The following is a 17,511-nucleotide window of genomic DNA, read 5'->3' as shown; positions in this document are numbered from 1 at the left end:
GACTCCCCGCCCCTTTTTGTCCGGACCGTGGACGCCATGCGGCAGTTTCGCCTACCATCACCGGGCGAACTGTTTCGGACCAGGGGGAAACTATGGCCAGCATTCGGGATACTCTGAACAACCTTGCCCGGGATTACGCAATCGCCTGGAGTTCAGGTGACGCCGATGCCGTTGCCAGTTTTTTCGCGCCGGACGGGCGGATCACAACTAACCGGGGTGAGCCTGTCGAAGGGCGTGCCGCGATTGCCGAAATGGCCCGAGACGTCTATGCCGATTTTCCGGATCTGGAAGTGCGGTGCGACATGATGCGATGGGCTGGCTCTCACGCCCTGTTTGTCTGGACACGTGAGGGGCATCATGCTCAGACCGGCAACCATGTTATCGCGCGCGGATGGGATGAATGGGAACTTGCGCCCGATCATCTTGTACAGTCGTCAGTAGGCTGGTTCGACACCGATGACTTACAGCGACAACTTGAAGGCGTGTGACTTAGGACGTCTTTTTGCCAGCGGTTTCAATTGTGTAACTCCGCGGTATTCCCTGTGTAATCAGAAACCACTCGGATGCCTTCGTCCGCTGCTGATGCGCATCAAAGGCGTGCTGATTCACAAAAACCTCTGAAACAGTGAACCGTCCGGGTGTGATCTGATCCTCGACAACGTCGAACGACAGGCAACCCTCTTCCGCCTTTGTGAGGGCGATATGCGTGGGCAGAGCGGCGCGCACATCTTCAAGGCGGTCCGCCGAGACATCAATAAATCCGGTCAGGAATACTCTTTGATCCAATGTATCAGCCATCTTCCGCAATTTCACTGTATCTATAGTGTGTCGAATTGGGCGGCCTGCTTATCTGTCCAAAGGACAGTGATACAGAACCCTTCTTCGGTCTGCTCTTCAGATTGTACAACATCCTGCCGGAACAACCACGCCCGCTTGTTCCCTTCCGCAAAGGTCAGGTTCAAAACAACCTCGTGCCGGGCCCCTTGCAGAATTGCTGCAATCTCGGACAGTAAAGGGGTCACGCCTTCGCCGGTAACTGCCGAAATGGCAAATATAGCAGGATCGCGATCCGCCCTCGCCAAGGCGGCGTCTTTTTCTTCCGTGCTCAGCAAGTCAGTCTTGTTCCAAACTTCAAGCCGGGGGCGTTCTTCGTCGACACCAAGCGAGGTCAGGATTGCTTCGACATCCTGCGCCTGTGCTTCGGTTTCTTCATGGCTGATATCGCGCACGTGAACAATCAGATCAGCACCCAACACCTCTTCAAGCGTGGCCCGAAAAGACGCCACAAGCTCGGTCGGCAGGTTCGAGATAAAACCCACCGTATCCGACAAGATCACTTCCGGGCCATCGGGCAGTTGCACGCGGCGCATGGTAGGGTCCAGCGTGGCAAACAGCATGTCCTTGGCCAACACTTCGGCCCCGGTCAGCCGATTGAACAGAGTAGATTTCCCGGCATTGGTATATCCAACCAACGCAACGATTGGATATGGCACCTTGGCCCGCGCGGCACGGTGCAACGTGCGGGTCTTGACCACTTTCTGCAATTGGCGACGCAGACGCACCAGTTGTTCATCAATGGCGCGGCGGTCGGCTTCAATCTGGGTCTCGCCGGGTCCGCCGACAAATCCCAAACCGCCACGCTGACGTTCAAGGTGGGTCCAGGCCCGCACTAGCCGTGTCCGCTGATAGCTGAGCGCAGCCATTTCGACCTGCAACACCCCTTCACGGGTGCGCGCACGGTCGCTGAAAATCTCAAGGATCAGCCCGGTCCGGTCGAGGATCTTGACCTTCCATGCCTTTTCCAGATTGCGCTGTTGAACCGGGGTTACCGGTCCATCGATCAGAACCAGCTCAACCTCGTCTTCACGAAGCCGCTCACCCAGTTCTTCGATCTTGCCACTGCCAAACAAATAGCCGGGTTGGGCGCGTTGCAGGCGTACGATTTCAGACCCGATCACATCCAGATCGGGCAAAGCGGCGGCCAGCGCAACCGCCTCGGCCAGCGCTGGTTCGGGAACGCGGCGCTGTTCATCTGATTTGATTTCGGGATGCAGCACCCAGGCCCGGGTGCGCGTCCGGTCATGTTCCATCAAGAGGCGTCTTCGCCCTCATACAGGTTGATCGGCTGTGATGGCATGATGGTTGAAATCGCGTGCTTGTACACCAGCTGCGACTGTCCGTCGCGGCGCAACAATACACAGAAATTGTCGAACCAGGTGATCACACCCTGCAATTTCACGCCATTGATCAGGAAAATTGTAACCGGAACCTTAGCTTTCCGTACATTGTTCAGGAAAGCATCCTGAAGATTCTGTCTGTCCGAAGCCATATTATGATAATCTCGCCATTGTTCTTGCTACGCGTTGCGGACCAACGCGCTCCCTCCCGGTGAGTATGGAGTGCCGCGGTAAGATATTCCAGACGAAAAATTAAGCACTAAAGACGACGGGATCCAACCGGTTCAATCCCGCCACAGCGAAGGGGTGATCAGGGCGATGATCGCAAGCGTCTCGAGCCGGCCAATGACCATCGCCGCGCACAGCGTCAGCTTGGCCCCTGCGGACAGGTCGATCAACCGGATTGGAACATCAGTGGCCAATTCAATCAGCGGACCCGTCGTGCTGAGCGTTGCGACGCTGAGCACCATGGCCTGTTCGAACCCGGCACCCATTGCGGCCAGCAAAAGGTTGAACACCGCCAGTGTCAGCGCAAAGAGCATCAGAAAAATCCAGGCGATAAACGCGCCGTCCCTTTGAATGCGTCGGTTGCCGCCTCCAACCCCGCTGACGGATGAGGGATAGATCAACCGGTCGATCTCGCGCGCACCGTTCAGGTACAGGGCAAAAACCCGCAGCAGTTTCACGCCGCCAGCCGTGGTCGCAACCCCGCCACCGATCAGGGCCAGCCCCATCAGCAACAATCCGGGCGTTCCCAGACCAGACAATTGCTGCGCATCATCCCAGTTTGCGCTTTCAAACCCGGCGGTTGTCAGAAAGGCCAGAACGGTGAACAGCATACCCCAAATGACCTGCAATGCCTGTAAAGGCTCGATTTGCCCACCGATTTCCGTAACACCAGCAATAACGCGAAAGAACAATAAGGCCGCAACGGCCAGAACAATCATCAGGCCAATGCGAAACTCCGGGTCCGTATCCAGTCGGGAATAACCGGATGTCGCCGTGTCGGTCGAAAATGTCAGGCGCGAAAGGGCAAAGAACAGGAACAAAAACAAGATCGCCTCACCCGTGAAGCCCGCCTGCGCGCCTTCCATGCCGCCCACCGGAGAAATTCCGGACGTCGCCATGACCGACATTGCGTGGCAAACGGCTGTCAGTCCGGTTTCGCCTGCGATCAGAAGAAGGATCCAGATCACAGCCGTCAGCCCGGCATAGACCGGGGTCAGTCCCTTTGCCACACGGAGCAGTCGACCGCGCGGATCAACGCGTTCGCTTTGCGCAACACCCGATACCGGGCGACCCGGCTGACCGCGGGCCGTGACCTCGAACCCACCCAGCGACAAAGGCGCAAGGATTGCCGCAGCGGCAATCCACATCAGCAAACCGCCCATCCATCCAACCAAGGCGCGCCACAGGTGCAGCGGCGCCGTCAGGCGGTCTGGATCCGGAAACAGATCTGCCCCCGTGGTTGTCAGGGCACTGACCATGTCAAAATAGGCGTTCAGGAATGTGGTCGTTCCCAGCGCATCGTGAAATGGAATCGCAAGAAAGACAGGCAGAATGGTGAAACATGCAAGCATCACCGCCAATTGTCCCAAAGTTCCGCGCCTTGGCACACGGTTGGACGAGGCCAGTGCGACACTGACGACCAGAAACAACCCTATGATACCGGAGTACAAAAACGACCGGGATGTATCGTGATCATCCAGCGCCAGCGCGTAAACTGCCGGAATCCACATGGCCAGTGACGCAATAGCCCAGATCAGAAGAAACAGCGGCAACCGCCGCAATAGCCCGATCTGTTGTATCCCCGCATGCGCCATCAGAAGAAATCGATTGAAACCTGCATCAGACGTTCGACCTCTGGCACATCGTTGGCCATGGCAAAGATCGCGACGACATCCTTTTCATCGATTCTGAGGCTGCCCGTCGGTCGCATAACCTCATCTCCTTTGCGCACGGCCCCCACCAGTACGCCCTCGGGAAAATCGATATCGCGCAGCTTTTGACCCGCCATGGGAGAGGTTGAAAGAACCTCAGCCTCGATCACTTCGGCCTCAGCATCTCCGATCGAGTAGACCTGTCGCACCCGGCCATGACGGATGTGGCGCAAGATCGAACTGACGGTGGTTGCCCGCGGATTGATATACGCATCAATCCCCAAAGGTCCCATCAGGGCCACCATACTGGGATCATTGATCAAAGCGATCGCCAGGGCACAACCCTCGGCCTTGGCGCGTACAGCGGCCAGCATGTTCGTGCGGTCGTCATCCGTAACCGCCAGCATTGCATCCGCCCTGTCGATACCGGCTTCGCTCAACAAACTGGCATCAAGGCCATCACCGTGCAGCACAATCGTCCGTTCCAGCGCCTCGGCGGCGATCTCGGCGCATCGGCGATCCCGCTCGACGATTTTGGCGCGCACGCGGCTTTTTTGTTCTTCCAGAGTTCGCGCCACTTCAAGCCCGACATTGCCCCCGCCCACGATCACCACACGATCCTGACGCTTTTGGGTCTTGCCAAACACCTCCATGGTGCGATCCACGTCTTTTACATTAGTAAAGACGTAGCATTCGTCGCCCACAAACAGCTGATCCTCGGATTCTGGTGCAAACAGCGTGCCATCGCGACGCACCCCCACTACGATCGAACTGAGCGTCGAGAACAAATCGGTCAGTTGCCGCAAAGGTGTGTTCACGATCGGGCAGTCTTCATCCACGCGAATACCCAAAAGCTGCGCCTTGCCGTCCATGAAAATCTCGGTGTCAAAGGCGGACGGGGCCGACAGGCGGCGCATCGCGGCAGCGGCAACTTCGCGTTCGGGGCTGATCACCACATCAATCGGCAGATGATCGCGCCGGTAAAGGTCCGAGTGGATCGCCTCAAGATATGATTTCGACCGCAGTCGCGCGATCTTGCGCTGGATCGAAAAGACCGAATGCGCCATCTGGCAGGTGACCATGTTCACCTCATCCGAATGGGTCGCAGCGATGATCATGTCCGCATCGCGCGCGCCTGCCCTTTCAAGCACATCGGGGTAACTTGCAAACCCGGCGATCCCCTGCACATCCAGCGTTTCGGTCGCCCGCCGTACCAGATCGGGATTGTTGTCGACAACGGTGACGTCGTTCAATTCACCCGAAAGGTGCCGCGCAATCTGCCAACCGACCTGACCCGCGCCGCAAATAATGACCTTCATGTTTCTGGCCCTTCTGCCTGAAAGGATTGAATGACAGATGGCCCCAAAGCGGTCAATTGAATTGTCATCGCCGATCAGCTGCGGCAAGATAAGCATATGAAAACGCTGTTTCCTATGCTCGTGCCTCTGATGGTGCTGTCCTCGTGCGGGCCGCTCTCGCTTTACTATCGCGAGGGTGAAACCGTGTCACGTCTGCAAAAAGAGACCACCCAGTGTCAGCTTAGGGCGGTCAAAGAGGTGCCGGTTGCCAATCAGATCCGCCAAAGCCCGCCGACTTATTGGCCCGGGCGCACATATTGTGACGGCAGAGGTCGTTGCTATCAATCCCCAGGCTGGTGGCAGCCCGGCAGGGTCTATACCGTCGATGTGAATCAGGGCCTGCGGAACACGGTCGAAGCGCAATGCATGGCCGGAAAGGGATTTCGCCCTGTCAGCTTGCCGCCCTGCAAGCAAAATGTGAAATCGGGGGTACCATTGGCGCGAACAACAACATTGCCGCCCCTCAACAGTGCCTCATGTTTTGTGAAGTTCGATGACGGGTCGTTTCAGATCATCACACCGGGGCAATCCGGATAAAAAAACCACGGTACCGCGCGATCGATCATTCCAGTCCGGTTGAAGCGCGTTTGCGCCGCGCGGCAAGCCACAAATGCAGAGCCATGGCAACAGCATAGAACCCGACCACGGCAATCAACATGCCCGCTTCACTAGTCCGCCACAGTATTGCAAGCAAAACAGGTGTGCCCAAAAGGTTACCCGCATTCCCCATCTGAGCCATGGCACCATAGCTCAGCGCCTGGTTTTCGGACGTTGAGTTCAACTGCGGCACCGCCGCAAAGCTGCCGCCCTGAACAAGCCCCAGCACCGCAAAAAGCGCAACGCAGACAACGGGCAACGTGGCACCAAGAAACAGGGCGCCTATCGTAAGGATAGACAGTCCGAAACCGAGGTTAACAACAAAAACACCAGAACAAACGCTCAGCAACACCGGAACGGTAAGCCAGGAAATCACGATCCCGGCCAACGGCATCAGACCAGCAATCATCGCACTGACATCGTCCGGCAATCTTCCCGGAAGAATGGCCAGCAGCGAGACAAAGGTCAGCGTGTAAAAGAACCACCCGAGCGCCGGAGCGGACACAAACGCAGAGCGATAGGTCTGTACGTGTATGTCAATCAGTGTTCGCACGCTCCAAAAGGGATTGTTCACCAAAGCCGATGCACTGTTGGGAAGGAAAGATACGATCAGGACGGCGATCAGAAACATCAGCGCGCCATGGGTAGCAAAATAAACCGGCAGCCCGACCTGAGCGATCAAGGGAAGCCCAAGCCATGCGTTCAGGGCAAAGGCGACACCAAAGAAACTGCTCCACAAAACCATTGCCGCGTTGCGCCATTTTCCAATCGTGATTTGCGCAATCAGTGTTGGTGCTGCGACAACGATAGCCAGATGAGAGACCCCTTCGACAACGCGGCTGACCAGCATCAGGCCCAAACCGGGGATACTGGCCTGAAACAGGGACACCGCCCCGCCAAGGGTCAAGCCAAACATCAGCAGCCGGACAGGCCCAACCCGCCCGGCTATCGCGCCGGACAATGCACCAAGAATCGCACCAATCAGGCTGATGACTGACAAAAGCCAGCCAATCTTATCCGCGTGCGCAGGATAGAGGGCTGCGACCTGAGCAAAAGGAACCGCGATCTTGGCGAATTGGGTCGCCGCACCTAGCCCGGCAAGCCAAAGCAACAAAACCTGTAACAAGATGCGTAATGGATGGGGCATAAGCCGGTTCTACTGCACCCGACCGCACAGGAATACGCATAAATTATGCGCGTCCCGACCGTGCCCCACTGACCAGCCGGACCGGCGTTCCATCCGACAGGTACAACCGTTCCCAGGTGATCTGTCCGGCACTGATCCGGATACGGTCGTGCCGCGCTTCGGAGGTTACAAACGACTTGGGGTTGGGCGCTTGCAAATCCCACCATCCCTCGTCCTGTAGCTCGGCCTCAGCCTGACGGATTTCGTCCGTCGCAAATTGCCAGAGGGACACGCCAAGCAGTGCCCGTTGGGTGGTTTTCCAGTCCCGCGCCCGCCTGCGGGAATAGGCCAGGCACAGGTGGCTGGCCTCCTCAACCAGATGGATGCAGTCTGCCGAGTTCACGACAAGCCGTCTTAGCGCGTTGTCATCCGCCCTGAAAGGAGCCAGCGCAGCAAACACCGAGTGTTGTTGATCAGGCGTTGGAAGCTGAATCCCGTTCTCCCATCTGGAAACCGTGGTCTGATCGACCTGCAGAACCTCGGCCAGCGCAGCTTGTTTCAATCCGATCGACCGTCGAAGTCGCTTTAACCGCCTGCCAAAAGCCGGGTAGCCTTCGACGAACCGGCCAGACAGATCAGAGTTCACCGTTCTCGCCATCAGTTCCACACATCCATCTGCCCGTGAACTATGACCCCAGACTCATTCCGCCGGTTCAGGTTCGTCGATTTGCGCGACCCGCGCACCAGATTTGTTCGAGGTCACAACACCCAGCGACTTAAGTTTGCGATGCAGCGCACTGCGTTCCATGCCGACAAAGCTGGCGGTGCGGCTGATATTGCCGCCAAAGCGGTTGATCTGGGTCAGCAGATACTCTCGCTCGAACGCTTCGCGGGCCTCGCGCAGCGGCAAAGTGGCCAGCGCACCCGACAAGACAACGCGGCCCGACTCTTCGGCCTTGTCTTCTTCATTGGGCAGCTCGCGCGCCTCAATCGGGCCGGTGCCGTCGCCCAGAATCAAAACACGTTCGATCAGGTTCTTCAACTGGCGCACGTTACCCGGCCAGGTCATTGTCTGCAGCAAAGCGACCGCCTCGTCCGACAGCTCCCGCATAGGCAACCCTTGGGTTTCGTTGCACATTTCGATGAAGTGCTGGGCCAGTACCGGTATATCCTCGCGCCGGTCCTCAAGTGAGGGTACGGAGATCGGAACCACATTCAGACGGTGATACAGCTCTTCCCGGAAACGCTCGGCGGCGATTTCATCATCAAGATCCTTGTTGGTTGATGAGATCACCCGAAGATCCACGCGCACTTTGTCCGAGCCACCCACGCGCTGGAATTGCTGATCCACCAGCACCCGCAGGATTTTGGACTGTGTGCCCAAAGGCATGTCGGAAACTTCATCAAAATAGACCACGCCGCCATGAGCTTCTTCCAGCAATCCGGATTCCACACCACGTTCGGCCGATTCCCGGCCAAACAGAACTTCTTCCACACGCTCAGGTTCAATCCCGGCACAGTTGACGGTCACGAACGGAGCGTTCGCACGGTTGGAGTGGGCATGGATATAACGCGCAGCAATTTCCTTGCCCGAACCCGCAGGTCCACGCAGCATGACGCGACCGTTTGATTTGGTCACCTTGTCCAACTGCCCCTGCATGGCCCGGAACGACGCGGATTTGCCGATCATGTCCGAGTTGTTGACCTCTTTCCGCTTCAGCGACGCGTTCTCGCGCCGCAGACGAGACGTCTCCATCGCGCGGCGGATCACCACCATCAACTGGTCAATGTTAAACGGTTTCTCGATAAAGTCGTAAGCACCCTGTTTGATGGCAGCAACAGCGATTTCAATGTTGCCGTGGCCCGAAATAATCACCACCGGCACATCCGGGTTATCGCGCTTTACCGTCTTGAGAATATCAATCCCGTCCATGCGGCTGTCTTTCAGCCAGATATCCAGGATCAACAGACCCGGCGGTTCGGAATTGATCGACGCCATGCACTCGTCCGAGTTGGCTGCCAGCCGGGTTGAATAGCCTTCGTCCTCCAGAATGTCGGACACCAGCTCGCGAATATCGCGCTCGTCATCTACGATCAGAATGTCGCTCATCTTTGGCCTGCTTTCAGTTTGTTGGTTCTAATTGCCTGCTTCTGCGGCGCAACGGTTGGGGACATACTTGCCCCAGGCAAACGGATCACTGCCATTGCGCCAAAATGGTCCTGTCCGTCGAATACGGGCGCGTCCTCAAGGGTCAGCGCGCCGCCATGCTCTTCTATGATTTTCTTAACGATCGGAAGACCCAACCCGGTCCCTTCGTCGCGTGTCGTTACATAAGGTTCAAACAAACGCGCCCGGTCTTCCGGCAGACCGATCCCATTGTCTGCAATGGTGATGACTGTACCCGCATCATCGCTTGAAACCGCCACCTTGATCTGTGGCACCAGGTTTTCCGGAGCACCCTTTTCTTTCAAGGTAACAATGGCTTCTCCGGCATTCTTAATCAGGTTCGTCAACGCCTGGTTGAGCATGGTCGCATCTACATCCGCCATGATCGGCTGCTGCGGCAGATCGGCGTCAATCTGTACGTCCGGCTGTCCCGCCTGTTGCAAAAGTACGGCTTCGCGTACCAGTTCGACAAGGTCCTCTTCGCGGCGAACGGGCTCGGGCATCCGCGCGAACTTGGAAAACTCATCCACGATACGCCGCAGGTCATTGGTTTGCCGCACGATGACGCCGGTCATCGATTCAAGGCTGCCGCTGTCTTCCTCATCCAGTTTGCGGGCGAACTTGCGCTTGATGCGCTCTGCGCTGAGCTGGATCGGCGTCAATGGGTTCTTGATTTCATGTGCAATGCGGCGGGCCACGTCACCCCACGCCGCCATTCGCTGCGCGCTGACCAGATCGGTTACATCGTCAAAGGCAACCACATAGCCTTCCAGCCCGCCATCCTCTCCACGACGGATAGCCATGCGAACCAGCAGGTTTTCAAGCTGCCCCTTACGTGTGACCTTAACCTCACCCTGAACAGCCTCCTGCCCGCTGTCCTTGAGGCTTTCAAACAAAGGCAGAAACTCGGGAACCGCAATGCCGATAGCCAGGTGTTCTTCACCACGCGACCAGTCCAGCAAGCGTTCAGCCGAGCGATTGACAAACGTAACGCATCCATCGGGGTCCACGCCGACAACACCGGACGTGACCGAACTGAGCACGGAATCAAACAGGCGACGCCTGCTTTCGATTTGCTGGGTATTTTCCAGCAGTGTGTCCCGCTGCCCTTTTAGTTGTCGGGTCATCTGGTTGAAATATCGGCCCAACATCGCAATTTCGTCGTCGCTGGCCTCTTCGATGACCTGAACGCTCAAGTCTCCGGCGCCGACCCGCTGCGCCGCTGTGGTCAAACGTCCGACCGGGCGCGACAACCGTTCGGCAAACCACATCCCCAGCGACATCGCAGCCAGGATCAGGATCAGCGCAAAGCCCAGATAAAGCAGACCGAATTCGAACAACACCCTGCCCCGTTCACTTTCCAGCTGCTGATAGAACTGCGCCGTTTCCTTGGTGTCATCCAGCAGCGTCAACAGCTGCCCATCCACCTCGCGGCTAACATAGAGGTAGCGGTCCAGATAAGCGGTCAGAGGTACAAGCGCGCGGAATTCATTATTCGGCCAGTCGGCAATGATCAGCAGCCCCTTATCTGCCGCTTCCGTCATTTGCTCGGCTGTTGGTGCCTCATAGTTGAACAGATAGGACCGATCCCCGCGCGACCGGATTTCGCCCGTTCCGTCGATGACATAGGCTTCGCGCAATCCGCGCTGAATCCGGGCCTGCCCCTGCGCCAGAACCTCGCGGAGTTCGGCATCAGAAATGTAAAACTCCACCGAACGTGCATTGTTCAGGAACCGCGCCAGAACCGTAGCGTCCTGCGTCAGACCGCTGCGATGTTCCTGCTCATAAGCCTCTGCCGCCGTCAGGGAAGACCCGACAACCTGGCGCACGCGATCCGAAAACCAGCCTTCCAGGCCGATATTCACGGTCAGGCCGGCAAAAATGGCGACCGTAACGGTCGGAACCAGCGCAAGCAGCGTAAACGCCCCAATCAGGCGCAAATGCAGGCGCGAGCCCGCCGACTTGGCCCGTCTGGCCGCAATCAGGCTGCCCAACTGACTGAGCACCAAAGCCGCAACGACCAAAACATAGACAAGATCGGCCAGCAGAATCAGCCGCAATGTCGGCGCGGTCGCACCTAGGTCAAAGGGACCAATGACAAGATATGTGGCAAGCGCCAGAACAGGCCCCATGAGGACCAGCCCAAAGGTGCCGAAATTGCGCAGTTTCCGTGATTTACGCCATCGACCAATTGATGGGATCATCCCGCTCTGTGCTCGGGTTGCCACCGTCTGCCCTCATCCTGATGTGCCGCTTGTGCGGCTTACCGCCATATTTCGTGATCTTTTCCCGACAGATGCCGGGATGCCACGGTTTGTGTGGCGATATTACATCAGTTTGCGGCGCCGTGTCACCTGAATATCGAGATCTGTAATCTTTTTTCGCAGCGTATTTCGGTTAATCCCCAGTAAATCAGCACATTTTGCCTGGTTCCCACCAGTTGCATCCAGTGCGATTTCGATCAGCGGGGCCTCAACTTCACGCAATATCCGCTGATAAAGGCCCGGTGGCGGCAATATATTGCCGTGCAGATCGAAATACCGTCGCAGGTGACGCTCGACCGAGGTTGAAAGCTTCTCGCGTTCGCCGCCGCTCAGAACCGGTGCAGCTTCGGGCTGGCTGCCCAACACCATTTCCACCTCGGCCTTTGAAATCTCATCTGCCCGACTGGTCAGCCCCAAACGGCGAACGGCGTTTTCCAGTTGCCGCACATTCCCCGGCCATGAATAGCGCCGCACCAACTCAACCGCTTCCGGGCTGAGCCACCGCTTGTTGCCATTTTCCTTCTCCTCCCGGGCCAGAAAATGTTCGGCCAGCAGCGGAATATCGTCGACCCTTTCGCGCAATGAGGGCACGTGGATCGTCGCCCCACACAAACGATAATACAGGTCCTGACGGATACGGCCGTTTTCCATCCCATCGGTCAAGTTTGTCTGGCTGGTTGCCATGAAACGCGGAACATGATCACCGGGCGTATCCATCATACGCACCACGCGGGCTTGAATTTCATCGCCGATATCCGCGATTTCATCTATCAGCAGCGTACCGCCACGCACCCGCGCCATCACGCGGGCCGGGCCCTCCAGATCGCTTAGGTCGGCTGCGGTGACTGTGACAAAGGGTAATGTACGCCGATCCGAATAGTCGTGAATTGCCCGGGCAATCAGCGACTTACCCGTTCCGCTTTCACCCGAGATCATAACCGGCAGGTCGGTATTCATCACGCGTGCGACCAAACGATACAAGGCCTGCATAACTGGCGTGCGGCCGACCAGAGGCAGCTCATCCGGGCGTTCGCCACCTGCCTGTATGGGTTCCGGCTGTGCGCGCTGCTTCTGATCCAGCGCCCGCGCCGTGCGTTTCATCAAATCCGGCAGGTCAAACGGTTTGGGCAGATAGTCATATGCGTCAGCCTCAGCCGCCTGAATTGCGGTCATGATCGTGTTTTGCGCGGAAATCACGATAACCGGCAATCCAGGGCGATCCTTTGCTATCTTCGGCAGCATCTCCAGACCGTTGCCATCGGGCATGACAACGTCCGAGATCACCACGTCGCCTTTGCCTTCGCCGACCCAACGCATCAGGGTGGTCAGCGAAGATGTTGCGTGCACCTTGCATCCGGCCCGCGTCAGCGCCTGCGTCAGAACAGTGCGGATTGTGCGGTCATCATCCGCAACCAGTACGGTGCCATCCATCAGGTGCTCTCCTTCTTGTGTTCGGTTGCATCTCGCGGTGCGCGGCGCAGCGACAGTTTGAATACGGTGCGGCCGGGCACGGAGTCGGCGGAAATCCAGCCGTCATGGTCGGAAACGATCTTGCTGACCAGCGCCAACCCCAGACCGGTGCCGTTTTCCTTGCCCGACACGAACGGGTCAAAGATATCACCCCGGATATCCTCGGGCAGGCCCGGACCGTCATCGATGATCTCGATCTGCAACGGCAGGGAATGACCCGATCCGTCGCTTCGGCGCAGGCGGAAGGAATGTTCGAAATAAGTGCGCAGACGGATCGTACCGCCCTGCGGCCCCGCAGCCTCGGATGCGTTTTTCAGCAGGTTCAGAACCACCTGAAGAAACTGGTCCGGATCGCCATAGGCCAGCGGCAATGAAGGATCGTAATCCTCGATGATTGTCATATCCGCGCCAAATCCCAGCAGCGCGGACCGCCTTGCACGGTCCAGCACATCGTGGATGTTGACCGGCCTGAGGTCCGGTTTCTGCAAGTTGCCGAATTGCTCGACCTGCTCCAGAAGCTTCACGATCCTTCGGCTTTCGGCCACAATAAGGTCTGTAAGTTCAAGATCCTGTGACGAAATGTTCATGCTCAGCAGTTGCGCTGCACCGGTAATCCCTGCCAACGGGTTCTTAATCTCGTGCGCCAGCATCTCGGCCATGCCAATCGCCGACTGCGCCGCTGACTTGACCGTGTTACCCAAGGTCATCCTGCCCGCCAGTTCACGAGGCGTTATGATCATGATCATCGACCCCGGATGGCCGACCAGAGGCGCGATCTGCAACGCACATTGCAACGGCGCGCGATTCCCAGAACCCGCATCCACATCGTTTACAAACAGTGGCGTGCCTTGCGAGCGGGCGCGCAGGAATGCTTCCTCCAGCGGTGCGTCAACGGCGATCTGGTCCCATACCGGATGCCCGATTACCGACCGGCGCGAGGCATTCAAAAACCCCTCGCCCGCCGAATTCACATCTGCGATGCGGTCGTTTTCATCAATAATAAAAGCCGGAACCGGCAATGAGTTCCAGATGTTGGCGTTGGAATTCATGCCGCCACCTCGCCCGTTTCGGCAAGTGCGTCCCCAAGCAGACGCAGGACTTCATCCGTGCTGCGCGACGTCAGAACCGCCCGCCGCAGCGGCGCAGGGGTTGCGGCCTGATCCATGTACCATCCCAGATGCTTGCGGGCGACACGCAGGCCCAGATCGGCACCGTAAAATCCCAGCATCGCCTGATAATGCGTGCGCACCATGTCGATCAGGTCATTCCCGACCGGAATATCCGGCGCATCCGCCCCGTAAAGGTCGTGACTGATCTGCGCCAGTAGCCAGGGTTTACCCTGTGCGCCACGCCCGACCATGACCCCATCTGCACCAGATTGTTCCAAAGCGGTTCGTGCGGCTGCTGTGTCTACAATATCTCCGTTCGCAATAACCGGAATCGACACGGCCTGTTTAACGGCCCGGATTGCGCTCCAGTCAGCGCGCCCCTTGTAGAACTGGCATCGCGTGCGTCCGTGGATCGTAACCATCTGAACGCCTGCCCCTTGTGCACGGCGCGCAACCTCGGGGGCATTCAGCAGGGTGTCATCCCACCCCAGACGGGTCTTCAATGTCACTGGAACGTCGACTGCACTGACAACGGCCTCGATCAGCGTCAGTGCGTGGTCCGGTATTTTCAGCAGGGCCGAACCGGAATACCCATTTGTTACCTTTTTGGCAGGACACCCCATGTTAATGTCGATCACCCGCGCTCCACGATCAGCAACCTGACGCGCGGCCTCGGCCATCCAATGCGCCTCGCGCCCTGCCAGTTGCACAGCTGTGTTTTCCACATCGGCGGACAGTTCGGCGCGCTCCCGCACTCCGGGTTTGGCCTGCACCATTTCCTGACTGGCGACCATTTCGCTGACGACCATGCCGGCACCAAAGCGCATAACCAGATCCCGAAACGGGCGATCTGTGATTCCGGCCATCGGGGCCAGCAAAACCGGCGATGTTACGAGTTTGTCAGCGAAGCGCAAAGTCAACGTGCTTAATCCTTGGGCAGTTGCAGTTCTGATATCGAATTCCACGCATATGAACAACAAAACGACGCGCAACAAGCCCGCAAAACCATCATCTGCCTATTTTTTAATCACCAGACCATAGGTGATTGCCACTGCAATCACTGCCGCCTAAACAAACGCAACAAAATGGAGTGCGCGCGGCATGACCACAGCTGCCATCATAGTCGCCGCAGGCCGCGGCCTGCGCGCAGGGGGCGACGTCCCAAAACAGTGGCGCGGCCTTGCAGGCCGTCGCGTGGCAGACTGGACAATCGATCGGTTCCGCGGACAGGTCGCCCATATCGTTCTGGTCTTATCCGACGAAGACACTCTGGTCTGGGAGGAGTTTCGTGATACCGATCTGATCCTCGCCTCGGGCGGCACAGATCGCACGGGTTCTGTACGCAACGGTTTGAAGGCCCTGGCGCACCTCGACGTGAAGCGCGTCCTGATTCATGACGTTGCCAGACCCTGCGTTTCGTCGCGCACCATTCAGGACGTCTTGAACGCATTGGACGTACATCAGGCCGCCGCCCCCGGACTGGCGGTGACTGACGCCTTGTGGAAAGGACAAGACGGGGCCGTGACAGGCACGCAAGACCGCAGCAACCTGTTTGCGGCGCAAACACCGCAAGGCTTTCACTATGACACCATCACCGCCGCCCATGCGGCGCATCCGGGCGGTGCTGCTGATGATGTTGAGGTTGCACGCGCTGCGGGGGTAGATGTCTGCATCGTACCGGGCGATGCGGACAACCTGAAGATCACCCGCCCCGAGGATTTTGCCCGGGCGGAACGTATCATGGGAATGGATATGGATGTAAGACTTGGCAACGGCTATGACGTGCACCGATTTGGCGACGGGGATCATGTGGTCCTTTGCGGTGTGAAGGTTCCCCATGATCGCGGGCTGCAGGGGCATTCAGATGCGGATGTCGGGATGCATGCTGTAACCGACGCGATTTATGGCGCATTGGCGCAAGGGGATATCGGACAGCATTTTCCGCCCTCGGATCCGCAATGGAAAGGGGCCGCCAGCGAGATCTTTCTGCGTCACGCGGTCGAACTGGCCGGACAGATGGGGTATCGCATCTCGAACGTGGATTGTACGCTGGTCTGTGAATACCCGAAGATTGGCCCTCACGCCGCTGTTATGCGCGAAGAAATGTCCAAAATCATGGGTTTGCGTGCCGATCAGGTCTCGGTCAAGGCCACCACGTCCGAGCGTCTGGGCTTCACCGGTCGCAGTGAAGGCATCGCATCGCTTGCGACGGCCTGCCTGGTGAAATCATGAACGCGGCGCTGTTGATTGGCACCGTTGGCGGCGTCGGATATATACGCCCTGCCCCCGGCACCTGGGGTTCGCTGGCCGCGCTGCCGATGGCTTGGGTCCTGCACACGCTGGGCGGATTCCCATTGCTGGCAATCGCAACGCTCGTGGTGTTCGCAGGCGGCCTGTGGGCCACGCGCGTGATGACCGACGGCCAGGACGATCACGACCCGTCGGAAATCGTCATCGATGAGGTCGCGGGCCAGTTCATTGCCCTCTGGGCGATCTCATATCCGTCCTGGGCGCATGGGATCGACATTACCGCCCTCTGGCCCGGCTGGGTTGCCGGGTTCGCTCTGTTCCGCCTGTTCGACATCACTAAACCCGGCCCCGTCGGTTGGGCAGATCGTCGCGGCGATCCTATGGGAGTGATGCTGGACGACGTGATTGCGGGTATTTTCGCAGCCGTTGGCGTGATGGTTCTGGCTGGCATCACGCACGGGGTTCTGGGCCTATGAACGTGCCCGACCTGCTGAACCGCGCCAAAGCGCAGGGCGTTATGATCGCAACAGCGGAAAGCTGCACCGGCGGTATGGTCGCTGCGGCCCTGACGGATATACCCGGCAGCTCGGCCGTCGTGGATCGGGGTTTTGTCACCTATACCAACGGGGCCAAGCAGGACATGCTGGGTGTGCTAGCGGAAACCCTGCAGGTTTTCGGCGCAGTGTCCGAAGAGGTTGCGCGCGAAATGGCCGAAGGCGCATTGCGCAACTCACAAGCTCAGCTTGCGGTCGCGATTACCGGCATTGCCGGGCCGGGCGGGTCTGAATTCAAACCCGAAGGGCGCGTATGTTTCGGACTGGCCAGAGAAGGCCGGGAAACCCGAACAGAAACGATTGAGTTTGGCGCGCAAGGGCGGGATGCGGTGCGCCGCGCCGCGCGGGATCATGCGCTGGCGTTGCTTCTGACTGGGTTTTCATAACGCGCACCTTTTTTAAGCATTATCTGCCCATAGCCGCCAAAACTGTCATCACTTGAACAAAAGGCGACAAAATAGGCGACCAATTCGGGTATTGCCTCTTTTTTCCTCACCTGCCCTCCGCTTCAAGGCTCTGCACATACACTCACTCGATCCCGGGCGTTGTCAGATGACCT

17 protein-coding genes are annotated in these 17,511 nt (G+C 58.1%); 5 read left to right on the top strand and 12 right to left on the bottom strand.

The window, feature by feature from the left end:
* Positions 1-92: 92 nt before the first annotated feature.
* Positions 93-488 (top strand): SgcJ/EcaC family oxidoreductase, encoded by a 396-nt coding sequence (locus AC2FLO_RS04605; protein WP_496751564.1) that lies wholly within the window; start codon positions 93-95, stop codon positions 486-488.
* Position 489: 1 nt separating this feature from the next.
* Here the strand turns inward: AC2FLO_RS04605 and AC2FLO_RS04600 are convergent, their stop codons facing one another.
* From AC2FLO_RS04600 to trkA, 5 genes are all read right to left on the bottom strand, one after another.
* On the bottom strand, positions 490-798 hold the full coding sequence (locus AC2FLO_RS04600) for a putative quinol monooxygenase (RefSeq protein WP_496751562.1): 309 nt from the start codon (positions 796-798) through the stop codon (positions 490-492).
* A 20-nt stretch (positions 799-818) separates the two neighbouring features.
* Positions 819-2,090: a GTPase HflX gene (gene hflX, locus AC2FLO_RS04595; protein ID WP_496751560.1), complete on the bottom strand. Its 1,272-nt coding sequence runs from the start codon at positions 2,088-2,090 to the stop codon at positions 819-821.
* Positions 2,090-2,329: an RNA chaperone Hfq gene (hfq, locus tag AC2FLO_RS04590; RefSeq protein WP_005982826.1), complete on the bottom strand. Its 240-nt coding sequence runs from the start codon at positions 2,327-2,329 to the stop codon at positions 2,090-2,092. Before hfq ends, hflX begins: the two co-directional genes overlap by 1 nt.
* 132 nt (positions 2,330-2,461) lie before the next feature.
* Positions 2,462-4,000, bottom strand: a complete 1,539-nt coding sequence (locus tag AC2FLO_RS04585; protein ID WP_267366208.1) for a TrkH family potassium uptake protein — start codon at positions 3,998-4,000, stop codon at positions 2,462-2,464.
* Positions 4,000-5,376 (bottom strand): Trk system potassium transporter TrkA, encoded by a 1,377-nt coding sequence (trkA, locus tag AC2FLO_RS04580; protein WP_267366209.1) that lies wholly within the window; start codon positions 5,374-5,376, stop codon positions 4,000-4,002. The genes AC2FLO_RS04585 and trkA overlap by 1 nt, the downstream gene beginning before the upstream one ends.
* A 96-nt stretch (positions 5,377-5,472) precedes the next feature.
* Here trkA and AC2FLO_RS04575 point away from each other — a divergent pair, with 96 nt between their 5' ends.
* Positions 5,473-5,952, top strand: a complete 480-nt coding sequence (locus AC2FLO_RS04575) for a hypothetical protein (protein WP_496751558.1) — start codon at positions 5,473-5,475, stop codon at positions 5,950-5,952.
* A 25-nt stretch (positions 5,953-5,977) separates the two neighbouring features.
* Here AC2FLO_RS04575 and AC2FLO_RS04570 read toward each other — a convergent pair whose 3' ends face one another.
* The 7 genes from AC2FLO_RS04570 to dusB all read right to left on the bottom strand — a co-directional run bounded on the left by AC2FLO_RS04570 (position 5,978) and on the right by dusB (position 15,068).
* Positions 5,978-7,159 carry an MFS transporter gene (locus AC2FLO_RS04570; protein ID WP_496751556.1) on the bottom strand — a complete coding sequence of 394 codons (1,182 nt, stop codon included), beginning with the start codon at positions 7,157-7,159 and terminating at the stop codon, positions 5,978-5,980.
* 43 nt (positions 7,160-7,202) lie between these two features.
* A complete protein-coding gene (locus AC2FLO_RS04565) occupies positions 7,203-7,796 on the bottom strand; it encodes a helix-turn-helix domain-containing protein (protein ID WP_496751554.1) in 594 nt (197 codons plus the stop codon).
* 42 nt (positions 7,797-7,838) lie between these two features.
* Complete coding sequence (gene ntrX, locus AC2FLO_RS04560) at positions 7,839-9,248, bottom strand: nitrogen assimilation response regulator NtrX (protein ID WP_480480685.1); 1,410 nt, start codon at positions 9,246-9,248, stop codon at positions 7,839-7,841.
* Positions 9,245-11,509, bottom strand: a complete 2,265-nt coding sequence (locus tag AC2FLO_RS04555) for a sensor histidine kinase NtrY-like (RefSeq protein ID WP_480584567.1) — start codon at positions 11,507-11,509, stop codon at positions 9,245-9,247. Before AC2FLO_RS04555 ends, ntrX begins: the two co-directional genes overlap by 4 nt.
* 123 nt (positions 11,510-11,632) lie before the next feature.
* Entirely contained in the window at positions 11,633-13,000 is a 1,368-nt protein-coding gene (locus tag AC2FLO_RS04550) for a response regulator (protein ID WP_496751552.1), read from the bottom strand.
* Positions 13,000-14,088, bottom strand: a complete 1,089-nt coding sequence (locus AC2FLO_RS04545; RefSeq protein WP_480772779.1) for a two-component system sensor histidine kinase NtrB — start codon at positions 14,086-14,088, stop codon at positions 13,000-13,002. Before AC2FLO_RS04545 ends, AC2FLO_RS04550 begins: the two co-directional genes overlap by 1 nt.
* Complete coding sequence (gene dusB / locus AC2FLO_RS04540; RefSeq protein ID WP_496751549.1) at positions 14,085-15,068, bottom strand: tRNA dihydrouridine synthase DusB; 984 nt, start codon at positions 15,066-15,068, stop codon at positions 14,085-14,087. The genes AC2FLO_RS04545 and dusB overlap by 4 nt, the downstream gene beginning before the upstream one ends.
* 181 nt (positions 15,069-15,249) lie before the next feature.
* Here dusB and AC2FLO_RS04535 point away from each other — a divergent pair, with 181 nt between their 5' ends.
* Genes AC2FLO_RS04535 through AC2FLO_RS04525 form a run of 3 tightly spaced genes read left to right on the top strand, consistent with a single transcriptional unit; the run spans position 15,250 to position 17,338 of the window.
* Positions 15,250-16,380, top strand: a complete 1,131-nt coding sequence (locus tag AC2FLO_RS04535) for a bifunctional 2-C-methyl-D-erythritol 4-phosphate cytidylyltransferase/2-C-methyl-D-erythritol 2,4-cyclodiphosphate synthase (protein WP_496751548.1) — start codon at positions 15,250-15,252, stop codon at positions 16,378-16,380.
* Positions 16,377-16,874: a phosphatidylglycerophosphatase A family protein gene (locus tag AC2FLO_RS04530; RefSeq protein ID WP_496751546.1), complete on the top strand. Its 498-nt coding sequence runs from the start codon at positions 16,377-16,379 to the stop codon at positions 16,872-16,874. Before AC2FLO_RS04535 ends, AC2FLO_RS04530 begins: the two co-directional genes overlap by 4 nt.
* Positions 16,871-17,338 (top strand): CinA family protein, encoded by a 468-nt coding sequence (locus AC2FLO_RS04525; protein ID WP_496751544.1) that lies wholly within the window; start codon positions 16,871-16,873, stop codon positions 17,336-17,338. The genes AC2FLO_RS04530 and AC2FLO_RS04525 overlap by 4 nt, the downstream gene beginning before the upstream one ends.
* Positions 17,339-17,511 lie beyond the last annotated feature (173 nt).

The organism is Ruegeria sp. TASC047, from assembly GCF_059612445.1.
The sequence above is the reverse complement of the archived record's forward strand: the minus strand, read 5'-3'. Positions and strand labels throughout refer to the sequence as shown.